This window comes from Corynebacterium sp. 239_CJEI (assembly GCF_001055995.1).
Taxonomy (GTDB): Bacteria; Actinomycetota; Actinomycetes; order Mycobacteriales; family Mycobacteriaceae; genus Corynebacterium; species Corynebacterium jeikeium_D.
Window position 1 is genome coordinate 126366 of sequence record NZ_JVOW01000031.1, and the last position, 21331, is coordinate 147696.

A 21331-nucleotide genomic window follows, 5' to 3' on the forward strand; every position below is an offset into this window, starting at 1 on the left:
ACCCGTATCCTGGAAAGCATGTCCGTGGCAGATGTCGTCCGCAAGACCGAGAGAAGGATCAACGCGCTGGCCGCCAAGCGTTCCAAAAACGCTGGTTGGGAACCGGAAATCATCGGTTTCACCGGGTACGGAAATGCAGAGCGCGTGCGCGTATTCGGCCGTGTCCTCCTGAAGGATCCGGCCAAAAAACGAGACGAAGAACGAAACAAAAAACGCGGATTTTGGCAGTTCTTTACCGTCGAACTCGCGGACTTTCCCGTCACCATCACTGCCGGCGACCGCACGGTGGAAACCACCACGGATAGCAACGGCTATATCGAGGTACTAATCAGGAATCACGGCCTCGAACCCGGCTGGCACGAAATTACCATCAACGACACTCCTGCAGAGGTCCTCATCCTCTCCCCGGAGACCAAATACGGCATCGTCTCCGATATTGATGACACCGTGTTGGTCACCATGCTGCCGCGCGCCCTCATCGCCGCCTACAACTCCTGGGTCAAGGAGACAGACGAGCGCAAGGCCGTCGCTGGCTTCAGCGAGTTTTATGCGCAGCTTCGCCGTCGTTACGCGAGCAAAACCGACGAGGACACGGACGTCCCCGTCATCTATCTCTCCACCGGAGCGTGGAACACCTTCAGCACCCTAAAAAAGTTCCTGCACCGCAACAACCTGCCGAAGGGCCCACTGCTTCTCACCGATTGGGGGCCAACGCCCACCGGCCTGTTCCGCTCGGGCAAGGAACACAAGAAGGTGCGACTTCGCGACCTGTTTATTGACTTCCCCGAAATCAACTGGATTCTCGTCTGCGATGATGGCCAGTACGACCCGCTCATCTACGGCACGGCCGCGGCGGAGCATCCGGACAAGGTCGCGGCAATCGCAATCCGCAACCTCACTCCCAGCGAGCACGTGCTCTCTCACGGCACGGCGGTGCCAATTGAAAAGTTGGAGAACAAGGAGGTCCCGTTCATCGAGGGCGCCGACGGCTATGAACTGCTCAAACAGATTGACCAGCTGCCGCAACCATGATCTATCTCCGTCATGCCCGTATTCACGATGATGCCGAGCTCCCGGCGTACGTCGTAAAGCTCGCGCTGCCCTTCCCCATGACCTTCACCACGCCGATTACCATCCTGACCGGCGAAAACGGCAAGGGAAAGTCGACGGTGCTGGAGGCGTTGGCATCGGCGATGGGGGTCGATACAGACGGCGGCTCGCGATACAAGACGCAAGAGCGCACCTCCCCGGTCCCACTGGCGCTGACCAGGCGCAATCCCCCGGATACGTTTTTCTTTCGCGGCGACGCGCACCTGAACCTCGCGCGCTATTACGAGTCGCTTGGGCAGCTACCAGGTGGCAGAGAAATGGCAGACCTCACCCAGATGAGCCACGGCCAATCCATCATGACGCTGGCCGAACGCCGCTTCAGCGCCGAATCACTGATCTTCCTCGACGAACCCGAGGCCGGACTGTCGGTCCTACGCCAACTGGAGCTCCTCGGCCGCCTCGGCGCGCTCGCGGAAGCCGGCGCACAGATCATCATGGCGACGCATTCCCCCATCCTGCTCGCCGCACCGGAAGCAACAATCATTTCGCTTGACGACGCCGACACCACCCACTTCGAAGACACCCTCGCGGTACGGGCAACCAGGGATTTCCTAGCCGATCCCGTCGGCATCGCGGACTACATGGTGGAGCGTTTTACTTCGGATTCTTAAGCCCCAGCGCCGCCACGACACCCACGGCCGACAGTGCCACCGGCAACCACATCGCGTCACTCATGGCGGTGGTGAAGTCGCCACGGTTGCTGCTGAGCGCCGCCGCCATGACGGTGGCAATCAGTGCGCTACCCAGCACACTGCCAATCTGGCGGATGGTGTTGTACACACCGGAGGCGGCACCGGCGAGGGACGGGTCGATGTTGCGAGTAGCAGCCGTCGACAGCGTGCCCCAAATAAACGCGTTTGCCACACCGAATGCGGCGCCCGGCAGTAGCAGCCACAGCACGGAGAGGTCCTCGTGGATGAGGTAGTGGAACCCGAGCATGCCCACCAGCGAGGACCCAAAACCGATCAGCGCGAACTCGCGGAACTTCAGCCGGTCCAGCATTCGCCCAGTCCATGGCGCCATGACACCGGAAATGAGCGCCTGCGGCACGAGCAGTAGTGAGGCCTGGATGGTCGATAGGTCGCGGGCATTCTGGGCGAAGAGGATGATCGGGAAACCAACCGCGACCACCAGCGCGCCCATCACGGCAATGGCCAGCGAGGAGATGGTGAAGTTGCGATCCTTAAAAAGGGACAGCGGCATCAGCGGTTCGGCCGTGGTCTTGGCCTCCCACAGGGTGAACAGGGCCAGGACCACCACGCCACCGGCAATCAGTGCCCAGATCCAACCGGACCAGCCGGCACTCTCCCCCTCCTGAATGCCGAAGACCAGCAGGAACATACCAATCGCGCTGAGTACAACACCGAGATAATCAATCTTGTTGCGGTGCGTCTCAAAGGTCGGCAGATAGCGGAACGCAAAAACGAGCCCGATCAGCCCAATCGGCACATTAATGAGGAAAATCCAGCGCCAACTCAGCAGCTCAATCAACACGCCACCGGCCAGCGGCCCCGTCAGCGAGGCAATTCCGGCCGCCGCACCCCACAGGCCCATCGCCGCACCGCGATGCGCCGGCGGAAACATCTGCGTAATCAGCGCCATCGTCTGCGGCGTCAGCAGCGCGGCCCCCAGTCCCTGCACCACGCGGGCAATGATCAGCATGCTTAACGACGGCGCCAACCCACACGCCAGCGACGCCAACACGAAGATAACCAGGCCCGCTACATAGGTGTGCTTGACTCCCCAGAGGTCACCGAGCCTGCCAGTAATGAGCAACGGCACGGCATAGGCCAGCAGATAACCACTGGTCACCCACATGACCTGGTTGAGCTCACCGCCCAGTTCATGCTGGATGGTGTTGATACCAACGGTGACAATGGTGGCGTCGACCAGGATCATGAAGAAGCCGAGTAACACGGTCCATAGCGCTGGCCACGCCTTTTTGGGATCAAACTGAGTATTCAAATCTGTAGCCACTCGGAGTTATGTTAGTTGATGGCTCGGGTGTTAGTTGATGGCACAGTAAAATCCAGGCTATGGCTGTTCAGCATATGACCGATGAAACCATCGCCGAGTTCTTCGCCAATCACCTCTCGCGGGTAGATGATGACACGCAGCGCGCTGTCGCTCTCGAGGTGTTGGAATGGGTTCATGAAAAGTACCCGGAACTCGGCGTTCGCATTGCCTGGAATCAGCCGATGTTCACGCTCGATGGCACTTTTATCATCGGTTTTTCCTACGCCAAGAAACACATGGCGATTGCCCCGGAACGCGCTGGTATTGAAAAGTTCTCCGACGACTTCGATGCCCGCGGCCTCTCCTACGGAAAAATGATGGTCCGTTTCCCCTGGCCAAAGGATGGCAAGGCCGAGTCCATGCCGCTGGACCTGCTGGCCAAAATGATTGAGTTCAACATCGAGGACAAGCGCGGGATGACCAAGTTTTGGCGGTAGGAATGTCTCCGTCGAATTTAGTGGCTAGCCCGAAACCACGCTGTCCAGAATCATCGCAGCATCAACAAATCTCTCGGGATGGGGACCCGCGAAGTTCAGGCGTAAATACGGGCCGATTTCCTCGGAGGGAAACCAGTCCCGTCCTGGCGCAACTATCAGTCCCCGTCCTTCGCAACGTTCGGCAACCTCTTGGGGGTCTGTGCCATCGGGAAGCCTGCACCACAAGTTGAGTCCTCCTTGAGGCACGTGTGGAGTTTCCACCGACGGCGCATATCTGGATAAAGCTTCAAGCAAATCATTTCGTCGCTGTCGCAGTGCGACCTGCATATTTTTGAGGTGCGTCGCGTACGCACTTTGCTTGACGACGTCCAGCGCCACGGCCTGCAAAATTCCACTGGTGTACAACGCTTCGGCTGAAACTTCTGCGAGTATCCGCTGAAGAACCGGCCCCTTGGCAATTACTGCCCCTACCCGAACTGCAGGCGAAATCACCTTTGTCAGCGATCGCAGATAGATGACATGCCCTTCGGCATCATCCGCCGCTATCGGAACATCAGGTGCGTCGAATGCGAAATCATGTGCCCAATCGTCCTCAATGAGGAAAGCGTTGAACGCTCTTATGATTTCAATAATTGTTTTACGACGAGCTGTCGACCACCGTTTCCCATGAGGGTTACCGAACGTGGGTTGACCATAAAAAGCTCGTGCAGAACTCGTTCGTAGCAGCCTCTCCAAACTCTCGGGGATTGGCCCCTCATCATCACTTTCCACTGGTAGTAGAGAAATCCCAGCCTGCCGAGCAGCCAGGATTGCACCCCAATATGAAGGCGACTCAATGATGAGTTCCTTCGGTGAAATGGCACGAAAAATGGCACCGAGCCCGCTCTGTGTGCCCGGAACAATAACCACATCGCGCTCATTTGCCCGTACCAGTTGCGAAGCAAACCACTGCCGCAGTTCTGCCATCCCCCGCACCGGTGCTCGTCGATAGGCATCGTACGATTTACTGACTCTGGTAAGCGCTCTTCGTACCAAGTTCGTTGGCAGCAGAGATTCATCCGGATAACCGGAATGCAGACTGATTGCCTCATCAGTGGAAGCTCTCTGGGTGGCGGCCAGAACCCTTCCGGTATTGGGCTGAGGTCCCAGCGCTCCGACTTGCCAGCTAAAGTCCGCCCGTGGGAGTTGTTGGCGATGCCTGACGAATACCCCCACGCCGACTCGCACTTCTACCAGTCCGCGGGTAGCCAGTTCGTGGATAGCGTTTCGCACTGTCACCGGGCTAACCGAATACGACCGTGTGATTTCACGGCTGGATGGCAGCTTTTCTCCGGCTTTGTGTTGCGCAATCCACGTTTCCAGCTCGCCGACCAACATAGACGTGCTACTGTTAACCATGAATATACATAGTAGCGCTATCGTATCGAAGCGCGCAGTGCTATCCTGCCCAATCCATTTTTCGCATCACCTCGACAATGTTCTCTATGACCTGCGCGGACCAATTCAGGACAAGGCCGACGAGCTACAGCGCCAGGGCGTAAAGGTCATTCCCCTCAATGTCGGAAATCCTGCCCCATTCGGCTTCCGGCCATCTGCAGAGGTACTTTCCGCTACGCACCGTGGCCTCGAGGAAACTTCTGGATACTCAAATTCCCTCGGCCTGAGCGACACCCGTCAGACTGTCGTGGACTACTACTCGCAGAATGAGGACTTCCCCGCCCTCGATAGCAATCACGTTCTTGTCGGAAATGGTGTCTCGGAGCTGGTAAACCTATGTCTACAAGCTCTCATCAACGACGGTGATGAGATCCTCATCCCCTCACCCGACTATCCACTCTGGACCGCATCCACCACCCTCGCCGGCGGAGTCCCCGTGCACTATTCCTGCCTAGAAGAAAATAATTGGCAGCCAGACGTCGATGCCATACGCGAGTCCATCACAGCCAAAACTCGGGCGATTGTCATCATCAATCCAAACAATCCCACAGGCGCCATCTACTCACCGGAGACTCTCTCCCAGATTGCCCAGCTCGCACGTGAGCACAATCTAGTGCTGCTTTCCGACGAAATCTACGACCGCATTGTGTACCCTGGAGCCTCGTTCACTCCAACAGCTTGCCTAGCGCAGGATGTCCCCTGCTTAACGTTCTCCGGCCTTTCCAAGACGCATCGCTTGGCCGGATTGAGAGCTGGATGGGTGACTGCAACTGGATTTCGCGAACAGGACACCCTGTTTAAAGGAATTCGACTACTGGCCTCAATGCGGATGTGCGCCTCAATTCCAGCCCAGCACGCGATTGCTGCCGTGCTGGGCAAAGAACACAGCATCGACAATTTAGTACGACCCGGTGGCCGCCTCTTCGAACAAAAAGTTGCTGCCACTACAGCACTCAGCAAGATTCCCGGAATCTCGTTCATCGAGCCGCAAGGGGCGCTGTACATTTTCATTCGACTAGACGGCAATATTTACGAAATTGATAAGGATGAGGACTTCGTTCTCTCGTTTCTGGAAGCAGAACACATTCACATCGTCCAAGGCAGCGCTTTCAATGTGAAAGGCGGGACATATGTCCGGATTACTTTTCTTCCTGAGGTCGAGACAATTGAACATTTCGCCGCTCGCTTCGCAGCTCACCTGGAGAAGTACGCTAAGCGCTAGCCCCTAACTACATCGCTAAATCCGCCAGGGCATCCTCATCAATAAAGGCCGTCCATCTTCGACCCGCGCAGGTATTGAAAAGTTCTCCGACGAGTTCGATGACCGCGGCCTCTCCTACGGAAAAATGATGGTCCGCTTCCCCTGGCCAAAGGATGGCAAGGCCGAGTCCATGCCGCTGGACCTGCTGGCCAAAATGATTGAGTTCAACATCGAGGACAAGCGCGGGATGACCAAGTTCTGGCGGTAGGTCGGGGTTGATTACCAGCCCTGGAAGCTGCCAAGCACTTAATGAGCATTCCTTTCCTCAGCGAGATCACGCAGGAATGTGTCTTTGTCGTCGCAGTAAATCTCAATCGAGGAAACCATCATTGGTCCCTTGTAAAGATCTTCTGCCACGACCTGCGAATCGACTTCTAACTTGACGTTCACTTCGCTCAAAACAGGCACCCTGAGATTGCCGTGCTCGTCAATTGCTACGTCCCCTCCTTCACCTGCCGTTACGGAGCTCGCATGACGTAAGTGTGACCACGGAATTTCGCAAATAAGCCTTCGCCCATTTCGCAGTACGAGTCCTTGCGGTGTCATTAGATGTGGATGATCCCGAACAGTTACGTAAAATCCAGATAAAAGAACTACGGCATAAACACTAATTACCAGCAATAAATATCGCCAAAACGCATTAGAAATAGCAAAATGCACTATGCTTATTTCTGCAACGCTCAGCGCCAGTATCATAAAAACAACAGTTCGAAGGTTTCTATATGCTGTGAAGGATCTGACTTCACTGTCGACATTTCTCTGAGGCTTAAAAAAGGTGAAAGCAGCTAGCAGCGAACCAACTTCCGAAACGAGTAACGCTAGTATTTTTCGAGGTACGCCAAATTTCTTTGACGTCTCGGACAGCGAAGAAGCCCATGACCTGCCATTTCTGAGATAGTCTTGCCACATACCTCCAAACAGTAAGAGAAAAGCCGCAACCACCACGGCAAGTGGTAACAGGAATACCCAACCCGGCAAACCAGATACCACATTCATAAGAAGGAAAAGAACTCCTTCAAAAATAATTGCGGCACCCAGCATTGCTCTAAATACAATTTTCATGTTTGCCTTCCGACTATGAATTGGCAGGTTTTCCTCGGAAGAAGATTACTCACCAAACGGGCTCTCTCTTAATACTTCTTACACATTCTTGAGTTGCCTTTTCACGATATGAACAGGTACCAAATGGTCGTTAAAATATGGCCGTAAGCCAAGCTCATGACTGAACACCGCTATATCAATGCCCCAGATGGGGGCCGACTGCCCTCATGCACATCTCAAAACTATTCAAGTTTTCTTCTACTTTCAATACAAAATGAGTTGTGAGATTTCTACATTTCTTCTCGTGAGCCGTTGCAATGCTAGCTGGCCGACGCATCCGACGACTTATGGCCACGCTATTCACCTATCGATGCGCTACAGCGTGTCCACAAGTGAATAGCGCATCGACAAGTGAGAGAGCCTGGCCCACAGCGTGCGCATAAGTGCCGAAAAACCATCGATAAGTCAGGAGAATCCATCGACAAGTCCCCGAAACCTGGCCATAAGTGCCGGACAGGGTTAAAGGAGAGTTAAAGGACAAGCCAACAACCTCAGCTCAGCATCTGCCTCTGCTTCAACCCAAGCCCCACCCCAAACCCCAACCCTAGAAACAAAAAATCCTCGGAAGCTTTTACACTTCCGAGGATCTTCGCTGTGGGCGAAGGGGGACTTGAACCCCCACGTCCGTAAAGGACACTGGCACCTGAAGCCAGCGCGTCTGCCATTCCGCCACTCGCCCGTGGGAACGAATAGAACTATAACACCCCGCGCTAATACACCACCAAATCCCCAGGCCAGCGCACGTTTTCCACCACTTTTCAGCACTTAGCAATAGCAACTTCCCCCCCACAACCGTCGTCACTATTTGATAAACCTCAGCAGTTCCTAGCCCTTAACTGAAGGTGTAGGGCTCTATACTGTTGCTTAAGTATCGATAATTTTTGTGCACATTTTTTTCACGTAACCCGCCGCGGTTTGGCGGGAGAAGGCGAATTTCTTTAGTCAGATGGATTTCCTAGGACGCATCCGCAAGCTCGATAGCTCGCTTCAGCGCGGGCTCGACAACAGCTTTGCGCGCGTGTTCGGCGGCAAGGTTGTCCCGAATGAGTTAGAAGAATGCCTGAAGCAGGAAATTGAAGACTTCCTGATGCAGGACGCCAACGGTCAGTACTTGGCACCCAATGATTTCCGCATTGGCATCAGCGCTGCCGACTACAAGAACCTTTCTGCGTCCGAGCCCAACCTGCCGAATCAGTTGGCTGACCGCATGACACGCTACTGCCGTAACAACGGCTGGGGCTTCACCGGTTCCATTAGCGTCCACCTGCAGGCAGTGGAGTCTCTCCACACCGGCCAGTTGAAGACGGCCAGCACTTTCACCGAGGACACCGTGGGCACCTCGGAGTTCGTCCCATTCGACGACAGTGCAGATGATGCCAACACTGACGCAGCCCCGTCGCAAAGCGATGATGAACCCCAAGCTGCAGAGACCTCTGCCGCCTACCACCCGCAGCCTGAAGCTGAGCAGTTCCCCACCGCTTCCCGCCCCATCCCCGCGGTCGACCCAGAGGCTGCAACTGAGCTGAGCAGCGCGACCGTGGGCGAAGACCAGTCCCAGGAAAAGACCGTCACCCTGCTGTTGCAGGACGGCTCCTCGCGCGTATTTGAGGTGCGCCATGGTTCGAACATCATCGGCCGCGGCACCGCTTCCGACTTCCGCCTCCCGGATACTGGTGTTTCCCGCCAGCATGCCGAGATCACGTGGGATGGCCAGGACGCTGTGCTCGTCGATTTGCATTCGACCAACGGCACCATTGTCAATGGCGAACCCATTGAGAACTGGCTGCTGGCTGACGGCGACGAAATCTCGCTGGGGCATTCTGTTCTCGAAGTTCAGATCCGCTAGTTAAATCCGCTGATTCAGATCCGCTAAGTAGTGAGGTTCACCAGGTTCACATGCCACTGCCCTAGGTTTGCCGACACATTCCTGGAATAATTACGTCCGTGTGTTCGGTTTGCGGACCCACCAGCTCTACATAAGGAGGTTCCTCGGACGTGGAAGCTATCGTTTTTCTGCTTTCGCGCATCGGCGTGCTGGTCGTCCTGTGGTTTTTCATTTGGATGACGCTTCGCACCCTGCGTACAGAAACAACAGGCTCGGCTCCGCTGCGCCCACTTCGGCAGGCCAGCAGTGCTCCGGCCAAGCGTTTCCAGCGCTCGCAGACTCCACATCAGCTCCTTGTCACCTCCGGGCCGCTGGCGGGTTCGCGCATGAACCTAAACAACCAACGCGACATCACTATTGGCCGTTCAGAGTCGAATGCCTTCGTCCTCAACGATGACTTCGCCTCGGGCCAGCACGCTCGCGTCATCAACCGCGACGGCATCTGGTACCTGGAAGACCTGGACTCCCGCAATGGCACATTCCTCAATGGCCAGCGCGTGGAACAGCCGGAACGCCTGGCTTCGGGTATGGAATTTCGTATTGGCCGTACAACTTTGAGGTTGCAACCATGAGTCTTGCTCTGAATTACACGGCCCGCTCTGACCGCGGCCTCATCCGACAGAACAACGAGGACTCCGCCTATGCGGGTTCGCGTCTGCTCGCGCTTGCCGACGGCATGGGTGGCCACGCCGCCGGAGAAATCGCATCTCAGCTGATGATTGCGGCCGTCTCTCGGCTGGACAATGATCAGCCCGGCCCCGATTTGCTCGAGTCCCTGCGCAGCGCCTGCATGGAGGGCAATAACTCCATCGCGGATGAAATTGAGCAGAACCCCTCTACGCAAGGCATGGGCACTACGCTGACTGCTCTGCTTTTCGACGGTACCCGCCTGGGCATGTGCCATGTCGGTGACTCGCGTGGCTATCTGCTGCGCGACGGGGAGCTCATCCGCATTACCCGGGATGACACCTATGTGCAGTCCCTGGTGGATGAGGGCAATCTCACCGAAGAAGAAGCGGCAATTCACCCTCAGCGCTCACTGATTTTGAAGGCTCTCACCGGTCGCCCGGTGGAGCCTACTTTGTCTTATCGCGATGTTCACGAGGGCGATCGCTACCTGCTGTGCTCGGATGGTCTATCCGATCCAGTGTCCGCGGACACCATCAAGGATGTGCTCTCGGAGGGCACTCCGGACGAGGCCGCTACCAAGCTCATTGACTACGCGTTGAAGTCCGGTGGTCCGGATAACATCACCGTGGTGGTTGCCGATGTTGTCGATTCGTCGGCACGCACGCCTTACGAGCCCGCCCTGGCCGGTGCCCTACAGAGTGCGGAGGAGGAACTCCCCCGCCCCAATACGTCAGCGGGACGCGCGGCGGCACTCCGCCCGCGGAAGTCGCAGGAAATTGCAGTGACTTCGGCGCCGGAGAAGAAAGCTTCCAAGGGCAAGTGGCTAGTTATTTCTGTGGTGCTGGTGCTGGTGGCCGGGTTGGTCGGCCTTGGTATTTGGGGCTGGCAGAAGAAGGAGTCGATGTACCATCTCGCGGTGGTCGACGGGCAGGTGCAGCTGATGCACGGCGTGCCCGGCAGTTTGCTGGGCTTCGATCTGCAAGAGCCACATCAGTTCATCTGTTTGACCGATGACAATAAAGTTCAGCTTCCTCCGGCTGGGACGCCGAAGGAGAAGGTCGACTGCCACATCATGACGCCGGAAGATCTCTCACCGGCGGCACGCAATTCGCTGGAAGGTCTGCCGGCTGATTCCTACGACGGTGTCAGCGACCAGATTGGCCGTTTGGCGGAGTCGGCACTGCCGGTATGTCTGTCCGTTTCCGACGATGACAAGAAGGATGAAAAGCTGGGCTCGAAGCCAGGAGTCAACTGTAGGCAGGTGCGAAAATGAGTGAAACTACCACGAAGCGACAGCTTCGGATGAAGGAAATGCTCCTGCTGCTGCTGTCGGCAGGATTGTTGCTTTTGGCACTAATTTCACTGGAACTGGCTCAGGGCAACTCTCTGACCGCAGATGTCTTTTACATCATTGGCGGATTCTTTGTGATCTTTGCAGTGGCGCATATCGCGCTGACCTTTGTGGCACCCAACGCCGATCAGGTGATGCTGCCGGTTGCGGCCACGCTCAACGCCTTGGGGCTGGTGATGATTCACCGCCTCGACCTGGCCAATGACACCTCGTTGGTGCGCAACCAGATCATGTGGACCGTACTCAGTGTCGCACTGTTTATCGGCGTGATTGTCCTGCTGCGCAACCACCACTCGCTGTCGCAGTACTCGTATCTGCTGGGTCTCGGCGGCTTGATTCTGTTGGCGCTACCGCTGGTGTGGCCGTCGTCGATTAATGCTGATGCCCGCATCTGGATTTCCATCGGCCCGTTCTCCATGCAGCCGGGTGAGTTTGCCAAGGTCATGCTGCTGATCTTCTTTGCTCAGCTGCTGGTGAATAAGCGCTCGCTGTTCAATGTGGCGGGCAAGCGTTTCCTGGGCATTGATTTCCCGCGTGTTCGCGACCTGGGTCCGATTCTGCTGATCTGGGGCATCGCTACCGTCATCATGGCTCTGCAGAATGACTTTGGCCCGGCGCTGGTGCTCTTCGGCACTGTGCTGGCAATGCTCTACGCTGCCACCGGTCGCGGTTCCTGGCTGATCATCGGCATGGTGCTGGTGACCGTCGGCGTTGTCGGTGTCTACATGGTTTCGGACAAGATTCAGGCGCGAGTCACGCATTTCCTGGATCCGTTGGGCTCCTACGACGAGGGCGGCTACCAGCTCTCCCAGGGTCTGTTCGGCATGAGCTGGGGTGGCATCGGTGGCACCGGTCTGGGCCAGGGCTACCCACAGAACATTCCGGTGGCACACTCTGACTTCATCCTCTCGGCCTTTGGTGAGGAGCTCGGTTTTACCGGCCTGAGTGCCATCATCCTGCTGTTCGCGATTCTGATTTCCCGCGGTATTTCGGCGAGCTTGGCGGTACGTGATTCCTTTGGCAAGCTGCTGGCGGCCGGTGTCGCATTCTCGATGGCCATTCAGCTGTTCGTGGTTGCAGCCGGTGTTTCCAAGCTGATGCCGCTGACCGGTCTGACTACTCCGTTCATGTCAGCCGGTGGTTCCTCACTGCTGGCCAGCTACATCATGTTGGCCATCGTGTTGCGCGTCTCTGACGAGGCCAACCGCCCCTGGGGTATTCCAAGCAACCCTTCGGGCCTCAACGACAATGCCACCGCATCTCAGGAGGTGAACCAGTAGATGAATAAAACCATTCGCCAAATCTTTGTTGTCGTTCTCGGACTCTTCGTTCTTCTACTGGCGAACCTGACCTACATCCAGGGCTTCCAGCAGGATAAGTACGCCCACAATCCGCTGAATAGCCGCCAGTTCCTGGAGGAAAAGTCCAAACCTCGCGGCCAAATCACCACTGACGGCGACATTCTGGCCCACTCGGTCAAGGGCGAGAGCGGCTTCTATGACCGCAGCTACGACACCGACCCGGAGGCATATGCCGCGGTGGTCGGATACCTGTCGGACATCTACGGCTCCGCCGGTATCGAACGCTCTCAGAACGAGATCTTGAACGGCAGCGACCCTTCGCTGTTTACCTCCCGCGCCCTCGACATGGTCACGGGCAAGGAACCCTCTGGGGCCTCCACGGAGCTGACGCTGTTGCCGAACGCTCAGCGGACTGCGTACCAACAACTCGCTGAACGCGGCTACGTCGGCTCCGCCGTCGCCATTCGCCCATCGACGGGTGAAATTCTCGCGATGGCCTCCACACCGTCGTTCAACCCGAATGACATCGCCGCCGGCGACGAGAGTACCTGGCAGTCCCTCAATAACAATGAGGGCGCACCGCTGCTCAACCACGCCACTCAGCGTCCGCTGCCGCCGGGTTCCACTTTCAAGGTGTTGACCACGGTCACGGCACTGGAGCAAGGCGCTTCCCCGGACACCTCAGTCACTGGCGCACCGCAGATTACGCTGCCGGATACCACCACTACGTTGGAGAACTACGGTGGCTCGACCTGTGGTGGGGCTACTACAACTCTCCGCCAGGCTTTCGCGCAGTCCTGTAATACGGCATTCGCTGAGCTCGGTATGCAGTACGGGGCCGATGCGCTCAAGGACGTCGCTAAGCGATTCGGCATCGGTGAGACCCACGATGACGCGGGCCTGCCGATTCAGCCCTCCGCTGTCGGTGATATTCCGGATCAGTCCTCGCTGGGTCAGACCTCCATTGGTCAGCGCGACGTGTCCTTCACGCCGCTGGACAACGCCATCATCGCCGCCACGATTGCCAACGGCGGCGTGCGCATGGAACCCCAGATCATCAAATCGGTGCGCGGTGCCGACCTCTCCGAAATCAAGTCCTTTAAGCCGATTGAAGCCGGCGAGGCGATTTCGCCGGAGGTCGCGGAGACCGTAACTGAGCTGATGCGCGGCTCCGAGTCGCACTCGGGCGGTAACGGTTCGCGTATTGCCTCCAAGACCGGTACCGCCGAACACGGTGCTGTCCGCGGCGAGTACGCGCCGCACGTCTGGTACATCGCCTTCGCGCCGGACTCCGATGTCGCCGTGGCTGTCGTCGTGGAAAACGGTGGCGGCCAGGGCCAGGGCGCTACCGGCGCCTCCGTTGCTGCCCCGATTGGCCGTGCACTCATTAACGCGGTCGAACAGGCGGGTCGATAAGCATGGATGCCCACCAAGTTCAAGACATCGTTGGCGACCGATATCACGTCCGCCGTCTGCTCGGCCGTGGCGGCATGTCCACCGTCTGGCTTGCCGACGACGCCACCAGCGGCGAACTGGTTGCAATCAAACTTCTGAACCAGGAGTACTCGGACAACTACGAGTTCCGGCAGCGTTTCCAGAACGAAGCCGCCGCTGCGCGCAGCGTCAACAGCCCAAACGTGGTGAAGATTGTCACCTACGAGGAAGGCGACATCGGCAGCCACGGCGCGTGTTACATCGTCATGGAGTACATCCGTGGCGAATCTCTGTCGCAGGTGCTGCAGCGGCGTCGCACCCTGCCAGAGCACCTGATGCTCGACGTTCTGGAGCAGACTGCACACGGCCTGTCGGCAATTCACGCTGCGAACCTTGTCCACCGCGACATTAAGCCGGGCAACCTCCTGGTGACGCCGGAGGGCACCGTGAAGATTACCGACTTTGGCATTGCCAAAGCCGCTGAAGCGGTGCCTCTGACGCGTACCGGCATGGTCGTCGGTACCGCGCAGTATGTCTCACCGGAGCAGGCGCAGGGCAAACAGGTGAGTCCGGCGACTGACATCTACTCGCTTGGCTGTGTCGCCTACGAAATGGTGGCCGGCGCCCGGCCCTTCCAGGGCGACTCCACCGTCGCGGTTGCCGTGGCACACATCAACGAGGCTCCGCCTGCGTTGGCGCCGACGGTCAATCCGCATATCCGCGAACTTATCGGCATTATGCTGCGCAAGGATCCGCAGCGTCGCTATGCCGATGGCCGTGAGCTGGCACAGGCTGTTTTGCGAGTGCGCGCGGGGCACCGCCCACCGCAGCCGCGTGGTGTGACCCCAACGGTGCACCGTCAATCCAACGCTGCCAACCCGGCGACCACCGAACTCGGTGCCATGACGCGACCGCCCATGCCGGTGTCGCAGCCACCGCAGCAACCGCAGCGACCACCGCAGCAACCCGCCCGACAGCGTAAGCCGGCAAAGAAACGCAGTGGCTGCGGTTGTGGCTGCGGCAGCATTGTGCTGTTGGTGCTGCTAGTGTTGCTGGCCGGTGCTATCGCAGTCGTCTATTCGCTGTCGACTACCGGTTCACTGCCAACCATTCCGAACTTGGAGCAGTACATTCCGAACCAGTCACAGCAGCAAACCCCAGAGGAAAACACCGACCCCAACGACGGTTCTGGTTACGGTTGGTCGGGAGACAATTCCGGTAACTGGGGAAATAACGACGGCGGCAACTCTGGGGAAAACTACGGCGGCAACAATGACGGTGCCTCTGACAGCTCCACTGAGCAGGACACCAGCGAGACCGCTCCGGATACGTCCGAACCGACTCAGGATTCGGGCAACGACAATGGCAACGACAATGGCAACGACTCCAGTGACGGCGTTCTGCCCGGTATTCAGTTGCCCCTGGGAAATGACTCCGGTAATACCTTGGGGACTCCAGATGCACAGTAATATTCAGGTACAAGATGTTTTGGTGGAAATCCTTCCGAAGGGACTGACGAACAATGTCTGGCAATGACGATCTCCTCTCCGGCCGTTATCGGCTCGGCGAGCTCATTGGCGTTGGCGGCATGTCCGATGTCTACCGCGCTGAAGATACTGTTCTCGGTCGCTCTGTCGCGGTCAAGATGATGAGGGCCGACCTTGCCAGGGATGAGAACTTCCTCGCAAGGTTCCGTCGTGAAGCGAAAAACTCAGCGCTGCTGAATCACCCGTCGATCGTGTCGGTGTACGACACCGGCGAGACGGATAGCCCGATGGGGCGCGTGCCTTTCATTGTCATGGAGCTGATTCAGGGCGAGACCCTGCGTGATCTTGTTCGTCGTGAGGGGCGGCTCGACCCGAAGAAAGCCGCATCGATCATGGCATCGGTGTGTGATGCGCTGACGGCATCCCACCATGCGGGCATTATTCACCGCGACATCAAGCCAGCGAACATCATGCTGACCAACACCGGCAAGGTGAAGGTGATGGACTTCGGCATCGCTCGCGCGCTCGGTGATTCCACCACGATGACGCAGACTGCGGCGGTGCTGGGTACCGCGCAATACCTCTCGCCGGAGCAGGCGCGCGGTAAGACCGCCGACGCCCGTTCCGATATCTACGCTGTCGGCTGCGTACTTTTCGAGGCCGTCACGGGCGCCCCGCCATTCACCGGTGAAACCCCTCTTTCTGTCGCTTACCAGCACGTTCAGGACCAGCCGCCGCGGCCTTCAGGGAAGCTCAACACCGACCCGAACACGGCTCAGGCCCTCGACGCGGTGTTGTTGACCGCGATGGCCAAGGATCCGATGGAGCGCTACGACTCTGCAGAGGACTTCGCCCAGGATTTGCGTCGTCTTGCACGCGGCGAGGATCCGTTGGCGCTGGCGCACCACGGCGCGCATGACGACGACGCGAAGACCACCGAATTCCTTCCGGCAACTCCGTCGGATGCTGAGACCCGGGTGACCCCTGCGCAGCAGGCAACTCCGGCCGCTGTCCCTGCTCCGGCTCCGGCTCCGGAACCGGAGAGAGTGGCTGCCCAGCCGGAAGCCCCTGCTCAGATCGCTAACACTGACGAGCCTGAGAAAAAGAAGGGTGGCGCAGGAAAGACTGTCGCACTGGCGGCTGCTGCGCTGGTCGCTCTCGGCGGTGTCGGCTACGGCGCCTACCAGCTTTTCAACTCGTCCACCGAGGTCGAGACCGTCGCCATTCCGCAGGTCGAGGGCCTAAATGTCAATGAGGCAACGCAGGTTCTCGAGCAGGCTGGTTTCGTGGTCAACCGCGTCGACGAGCCGAACCCAGATGTGCCCCGAGACACGGTGATTGCCACCGAACCGGGTGTCGGATCGGGGTTGCCGCAGGGATCTCGTATCAAGCTGCGCGTATCTTCGGGCCCAGAGTTGACCAATGTGCCGGATGTACGCGACAAACAGGCAGAGGAAGCTCGCCGCCTGCTCGAGGAGGCGGGGCTTGTCGTCAATCCGAAGCTGCAAGAGGAACCGAGTGAGGACGTTCCGCGCGGCAATGTCATCGAGCAGTCTCCAGCTGCCGGTTCTCAGGTGTCGAAGGGAACCCGCGTAACTTTGACTGTCTCCTCCGGTATCGAGACCAAGACTGTTCCGGATGTCACTGGTCAGAGGTTGGATTCCGCCCGCACGACCCTCGAATCCGCTGGTTTCGTTGTCGAGGTGGTGGAGGTTGACTCCACTGAGGAACAGGGAACCGTTGTTGAGGTTCCCCAGAAGGGCACGGAGCTCACCGTCGGAACGACTGTCGAGCTGCACGTTTCGCGCGGCAACCAAATTAAGATGCCACGAGTTGAGGGCCAGACTCGCAGTGATGCGGAGAAGGCACTCACCAATGCCGGCTTCGAGGGAACTATCCGCACCGAGGAAGTCACCACGCTGGATCTGTCCAAGGTCGACCACGTGGAGAAGGCCAACCCGTCAGCCGGCTCCAAGCTCAACAAGGACGGCGAGGTCACCCTGCGCGTCTACCGGCTGGGGGTTGCCCCGGAGAGCTCTTCAGAGGAACGGCCTGCTCCGGAACCTCCCATAAGGCTGCCGGATCTGCTGCCTAACTAGCGGCTAGTGTGCCAGCACGTCTGAGAAGGCGCGCTGGTACACGGCCTGCTGCTCTTCCAACTCCGCCAGGAGTTCCTCGGTGTACTCACCGCCGGCCAGCCGCAGCCAATTGACCAGCATGCGGTGCCCGTACTGGGTGAGTACCGACTCCGGGTGGTACTGCACGCCGTGAATCGGCAGGTCGCGGTGGCGCATCGCCATCAGCATGCCCGAATCCGTGAATGCCGTGGCAATGAGTTCCTCCGGCAGTGTCTTCGGATCCACCGTCAACGAGTGGTAGCGCGTGGCAATAAAAGGACTGGGCACATCGGCCAGAACACCCGTGCCGTCATGAGTGACCGGGGAGGTCTTGCCGTGCAACAGCTCGTCGGCACGCACGACCTGCGCACCAAAGACCTCACCAATCGCCTGGTGACCCAAGCACACACCCAACACCGGTGTCGGCTCGTCCTGCCTGCTCACCGCGCGAATAATGTCCTCTGTCCACCCCGCATTAGACGGCTCACCGGGACCGGGCGACAGTAGGATTGCATCAAATTGCTTTACGACGTCGTCAACATCGCGGAGACGCGCATCATCATTGCGCCAGACAGTAACCGTTTCGCCGAGCTGGCCTATGTACTGGACCAGATTGAATACGAAGCTGTCATAGTTATCGACGACGAGAATCTGCATAACTGGGAATTCTACTGCCTGCGAACTTCACTGGTAAGTTCGGATGCAAAGTTTACAATTATGCATATACCGCGGGAGTGTAGATACCGCGCTGATCGCAACCTGCTGACCACAACCTAAGGAGTTTAAAGCGCTATGCCTAAGGCAAAGATCGAAAGCACTAATTCACCACAATCCGGTGGCTCCTCCGTCAGCCGTACCCCGGTCAAAATCAACAGCACTCAGACGCCGGTGTGGTACAAGGTGCTGATGTTCGGGTTCATGCTGATTGGTTTGGGCTGGCTGCTGGTCAACTACATCGCGGGTCCGCATATTCCGTTCATGGTGACTTTGAACGCATGGAACTACGTCATCGGCTTTGGTCTTTTCATTGTTGGTCTGCTGATGACTATGGGTTGGCGTTAGTCAGCTCTAATACATCGCACCCCCTCAGGCGCATCCACTTTTGGATGCGCCTTTTTTTCATACCTAAAAACCCAGGTCAATTCACCCCCGTCAGTACACCCGTTTCCCACACGTTTTTCGACGAATGAGGATTTCCCTCCTACTGATCGCGCAAAAAAGTTATCCACAGAAACCTGTGTAACAATCATGTAATTTGTGGATAACTGTGGAGAGATTTCGTCCCAAATTTCTCACGGGTTACGTGACAGAAACCGTAAAGCATGACAACTTTGGTTCTATCCCCTGTGTCCACAGTATCCACAGCCTGTGGATAACTCTGTGAACAAGTAACATAGTTGCAAGTCAAGTTGTGCGTAACTCCAATATTCTGCGGAGTTCGACCACTTTCGAACGCTGGTTCGTAAATTACAAGAATGGAATTATCCACACATGTGCACAAGTCTGTGGACAACTGTGAATTGTTGTAATTTGTGAAAATTGGAACCCGTAACGTGCTTCTTGGCCCGTGTTCACCTAGGTGAACAGTGGAGTATTTTTTCCACAGGGCTGTGGACATGTGGAGAATCAACACGATGTGCTACTACCCCCACTACCCCTAAACACAACATTGAAGTTACGGGCCGTCGTAAAGCGAAAATGGGCATGAAAAAACCCGCCCGGAACAACCGGACGGGTTAAAGAGCGTAGAAGCTAGCGGATTACTTCTCGATGTCGATGGAGGTAATCACGACCGGCTCCAGCGGGCGATCCCAGTGATCGGTAGCCACACGAGCGATCTCGTCGACAACCTTCTTCGAGGCATCATCAGCGACCTCACCGAAGATGGTGTGAGCGCCATTGAGGTGCGGGGTCGGAACAACGGTGATGAAGAACTGGGAACCGTTGGTACCACGGCCGCCGCGCTTGCCGGCGTTTGCCATAGCGAGCAGGTACGGACGATCGAACTGGAGCTCCGGGTGAATCTCATCGTCGAACATGTAGCCCGGGCCGCCGGTGCCGGTGCCCAGCGGGTCACCACCCTGAATCATGAATCCAGCGATGATGCGGTGGAAGATGGCCTCATCGTAGAACGGGCCGGACTCGGTGCCAGAGGCGTTCTGCCCCTTGTACTCCTTGGTGCCTTCTGCCAGGCCGATGAAGTTGTCGACGGTATTCGGCGCGTGGTTGCCGAACAGGTCAATCACGATATCGCCATGGTTGGTGTGCACAGTTGCAGTAGCAGTCTTAATAGTCACGTTCCTTAGGATACCGACCTTGGTGGCCAATTGCTCCTACTGGTGAGTTTCTCCGTGGCAGAAACCAGCGAAAATGTTTCTCAAGATAAGGAAAAGAGTTCTTCGTTGACCCCCATGGAGGCCAAATAGTGCCTAAGCTGGAATGTGAGCCTGCTGCAAATATTTCGGCGCTAGGCCTAACTGGGCCCTAGCTCTTGGACTTAGAAGCATCTTGGTCTCAGAGGCACTGGCGCCGCAGCAGTATTAATCATTGATTGAGAATTAAAGGCGATGCCTGTTGGCGACGCACTAATAAAGGAGAGTCATGAACCCCAACGCAATCTCGCTGGCTGTCAAGGGACTGAAGTCCGCTTACGACAGCTACTCGGATTACCGGGACAAGAAGGCTGCAGAGCTCTACGACACGATGCAGGAGGCTAAGAAGGTGGCAGCTGCACAGAACGAGGCAGCAAAGGACGCAGCAACCAATTGGGCGGAAGACGTTAAGGAAAAGGTTTCCGACGCCCGCGATCAGCTCGCTGAGCAGGCCGAAGAACTGACCGGCAAGGTTGAGAAGAAGTCCAAGGAGACCAAGAAGCAGGCTAAGAAGGCTGCGAAGCAGGCCGAGAAGGACGCTAAGCGCAAGGGCAAGAAGACCCGTTGCAAGGCTCGCTGCGAGGCTAAGAAGGCTGAAAAGAAGGCCAAGAAGGCTCGCAAGGACCTCGAGGTGCGTACCCAGAAGGCTATCGACAAGGTAACCGGTAAGGAAGAGCAGCGCGCCAAGAACGGTCGCATCGCAACCGCTTCCCTGGTCTTCGCTGTTGTTGCAGCAATCGTCGGTGTCATCGTTTGGAAGCTGCGCAAGGACGACAAGCTCCCGGTTGACCCAGCTCCGTACCAGCAGAAGGCCCAGGAAGTTAAGCACAAGGTCGAAGAGAAGGCCGCAGAGGTCAAGGAGACCGTTGAAGAGAAGGCTTCTGAGGCTAAGGACAAGGCTGAAGAGGTAAAGGGCAAGGCAGCCGACAAGGCCGACGAGGCCAAGGACAAGGCTGCTAAGGCCAAGGAGACCACTGAGGAGAAGGCCGCAGAGGCTTCCAAGCAGGCTCAAATCAAGGTCGACGAGGTCAAGACCGAGAAGAAGAACGCTGACGACGCTAAGAAGATCTCTTCCAAGCCGTCCAAGCCGGCTCCGAAGCCGGGTCAGGCTCGCAAGAAGTAAATAGGCGGCTAGATAGCCAAAAGCCTTTTCACGCCCGATTGTTCTGTGCAGTTGATGCGCAGGCGGTCGGGCGTTTTTTGGTTAAGCAGCAAACCTGACAACTTCAGAAAGACGGGCTGCAAATGTGAAACTGTGCGAGTTTATGACACTTTCAAGCCGGTAGGTTCAGGCCATTTTTGTCATAAACGCAGTCAGTAACTCGGCGTTCTTGCGGGTTAAGTAAAGAAAAGTGTGTCCGCATGCCACCATAACCCCAGACCACACACCAC

19 protein-coding genes and 1 tRNA gene are annotated in these 21331 nt (G+C 57.3%); 14 read left to right on the forward strand and 6 right to left on the reverse strand.

The genetic code is table 11. The features are described 5' to 3' along the window. Positions 1 to 18: 18 nt before the first annotated feature. Both ADB08_RS09050 and ADB08_RS09055 read left to right on the forward strand, forming a co-directional pair. Complete coding sequence (locus ADB08_RS09050) at positions 19 to 1032, forward strand: App1 family protein (RefSeq protein WP_049172581.1); 1014 nt, start codon at positions 19 to 21, stop codon at positions 1030 to 1032. Further along, entirely contained in the window at positions 1029 to 1721 is a 693-nt protein-coding gene (locus ADB08_RS09055; RefSeq protein ID WP_049172583.1) for an AAA family ATPase, read from the forward strand. Before ADB08_RS09050 ends, ADB08_RS09055 begins: the two co-directional genes overlap by 4 nt. On the opposite strand, the gene ADB08_RS09060 is transcribed toward ADB08_RS09055, so the two are convergent. Further along, positions 1705 to 3087, reverse strand: a complete 1383-nt coding sequence (locus tag ADB08_RS09060) for a DHA2 family efflux MFS transporter permease subunit (protein WP_049172585.1) — start codon at positions 3085 to 3087, stop codon at positions 1705 to 1707. The genes ADB08_RS09055 and ADB08_RS09060 overlap by 17 nt on opposite strands. A gap of 59 nt (positions 3088 to 3146) precedes the next feature. On the opposite strand from ADB08_RS09060, the gene ADB08_RS09065 reads away from it, so the two are divergent. Next, positions 3147 to 3563 carry an iron chaperone gene (locus ADB08_RS09065; protein WP_049172586.1) on the forward strand — a complete coding sequence of 139 codons (417 nt, stop codon included), beginning with the start codon at positions 3147 to 3149 and terminating at the stop codon, positions 3561 to 3563. 24 nt (positions 3564 to 3587) lie between these two features. On the opposite strand, the gene ADB08_RS09070 is transcribed toward ADB08_RS09065, so the two are convergent. Beyond that, the gene (locus ADB08_RS09070) at positions 3588 to 4961 is read right to left on the reverse strand and encodes a PLP-dependent aminotransferase family protein (protein WP_048731913.1); all 1374 of its coding nucleotides are present in this window, start codon (positions 4959 to 4961) and stop codon (positions 3588 to 3590) included. Here ADB08_RS09070 and ADB08_RS09075 point away from each other — a divergent pair. Together ADB08_RS09075 and ADB08_RS11845 are read left to right on the forward strand one after the other, a co-directional pair. Further along, on the forward strand, positions 4960 to 6222 hold the full coding sequence (locus tag ADB08_RS09075) for an aminotransferase class I/II-fold pyridoxal phosphate-dependent enzyme (protein WP_065421670.1): 1263 nt from the start codon (positions 4960 to 4962) through the stop codon (positions 6220 to 6222). The genes ADB08_RS09070 and ADB08_RS09075 overlap by 2 nt on opposite strands. A 124-nt stretch (positions 6223 to 6346) precedes the next feature. Continuing rightward, the gene (locus ADB08_RS11845; protein WP_255351592.1) at positions 6347 to 6469 is read left to right on the forward strand and encodes a hypothetical protein; all 123 of its coding nucleotides are present in this window, start codon (positions 6347 to 6349) and stop codon (positions 6467 to 6469) included. 38 nt (positions 6470 to 6507) lie between these two features. Here ADB08_RS11845 and ADB08_RS09085 read toward each other — a convergent pair whose 3' ends face one another. Both ADB08_RS09085 and ADB08_RS09090 read right to left on the reverse strand, forming a co-directional pair. Beyond that, the gene (locus ADB08_RS09085) at positions 6508 to 7323 is read right to left on the reverse strand and encodes a hypothetical protein (RefSeq protein ID WP_049172588.1); all 816 of its coding nucleotides are present in this window, start codon (positions 7321 to 7323) and stop codon (positions 6508 to 6510) included. Between the two features lie 634 nt (positions 7324 to 7957). Further along, a tRNA-Leu gene (locus ADB08_RS09090) sits at positions 7958 to 8041 on the reverse strand. 267 nt (positions 8042 to 8308) lie between these two features. On the opposite strand from ADB08_RS09090, the gene ADB08_RS09095 reads away from it, so the two are divergent. The 7 genes from ADB08_RS09095 to pknB all read left to right on the forward strand — a co-directional run bounded on the left by ADB08_RS09095 (position 8309) and on the right by pknB (position 17549). Next, a complete protein-coding gene (locus ADB08_RS09095) occupies positions 8309 to 9208 on the forward strand; it encodes a DUF3662 and FHA domain-containing protein (protein ID WP_049172590.1) in 900 nt (299 codons plus the stop codon). 149 nt (positions 9209 to 9357) lie between these two features. Then, complete coding sequence (locus ADB08_RS09100; RefSeq protein ID WP_016421758.1) at positions 9358 to 9819, forward strand: FHA domain-containing protein FhaB/FipA; 462 nt, start codon at positions 9358 to 9360, stop codon at positions 9817 to 9819. Further along, positions 9816 to 11150 carry a PP2C family protein-serine/threonine phosphatase gene (locus ADB08_RS09105; RefSeq protein WP_016421757.1) on the forward strand — a complete coding sequence of 445 codons (1335 nt, stop codon included), beginning with the start codon at positions 9816 to 9818 and terminating at the stop codon, positions 11148 to 11150. Before ADB08_RS09100 ends, ADB08_RS09105 begins: the two co-directional genes overlap by 4 nt. Continuing rightward, positions 11147 to 12508: an FtsW/RodA/SpoVE family cell cycle protein gene (locus tag ADB08_RS09110; protein WP_016421756.1), complete on the forward strand. Its 1362-nt coding sequence runs from the start codon at positions 11147 to 11149 to the stop codon at positions 12506 to 12508. Before ADB08_RS09105 ends, ADB08_RS09110 begins: the two co-directional genes overlap by 4 nt. Then, positions 12509 to 13945, forward strand: coding sequence for a penicillin-binding transpeptidase domain-containing protein (locus ADB08_RS09115; RefSeq protein ID WP_049172592.1), 1437 nt, complete (start codon positions 12509 to 12511; stop codon positions 13943 to 13945). It abuts the gene before it with no gap. Between the two features lie 2 nt (positions 13946 to 13947). Further along, a complete protein-coding gene (locus tag ADB08_RS09120; protein WP_049172594.1) occupies positions 13948 to 15432 on the forward strand; it encodes a serine/threonine-protein kinase in 1485 nt (494 codons plus the stop codon). A gap of 53 nt (positions 15433 to 15485) precedes the next feature. Further along, positions 15486 to 17549 carry a Stk1 family PASTA domain-containing Ser/Thr kinase gene (gene pknB / locus ADB08_RS09125; protein WP_049172595.1) on the forward strand — a complete coding sequence of 688 codons (2064 nt, stop codon included), beginning with the start codon at positions 15486 to 15488 and terminating at the stop codon, positions 17547 to 17549. A gap of 3 nt (positions 17550 to 17552) precedes the next feature. Here the strand turns inward: pknB and ADB08_RS09130 are convergent, their stop codons facing one another. Next, positions 17553 to 18224, reverse strand: coding sequence for an aminodeoxychorismate/anthranilate synthase component II (locus tag ADB08_RS09130; protein WP_048731900.1), 672 nt, complete (start codon positions 18222 to 18224; stop codon positions 17553 to 17555). A gap of 135 nt (positions 18225 to 18359) precedes the next feature. On the opposite strand from ADB08_RS09130, the gene crgA reads away from it, so the two are divergent. After that, entirely contained in the window at positions 18360 to 18629 is a 270-nt protein-coding gene (gene crgA / locus ADB08_RS09135; protein ID WP_005511903.1) for a cell division protein CrgA, read from the forward strand. Positions 18630 to 19327: 698 nt separating this feature from the next. On the opposite strand, the gene ADB08_RS09140 is transcribed toward crgA, so the two are convergent. Further along, positions 19328 to 19864, reverse strand: coding sequence for a peptidylprolyl isomerase (locus tag ADB08_RS09140; protein ID WP_369707163.1), 537 nt, complete (start codon positions 19862 to 19864; stop codon positions 19328 to 19330). A 304-nt stretch (positions 19865 to 20168) separates the two neighbouring features. On the opposite strand from ADB08_RS09140, the gene ADB08_RS09145 reads away from it, so the two are divergent. Continuing rightward, the gene (locus ADB08_RS09145) at positions 20169 to 21062 is read left to right on the forward strand and encodes a hypothetical protein (RefSeq protein WP_049172598.1); all 894 of its coding nucleotides are present in this window, start codon (positions 20169 to 20171) and stop codon (positions 21060 to 21062) included. Positions 21063 to 21331: the final 269 nt, after the last annotated feature.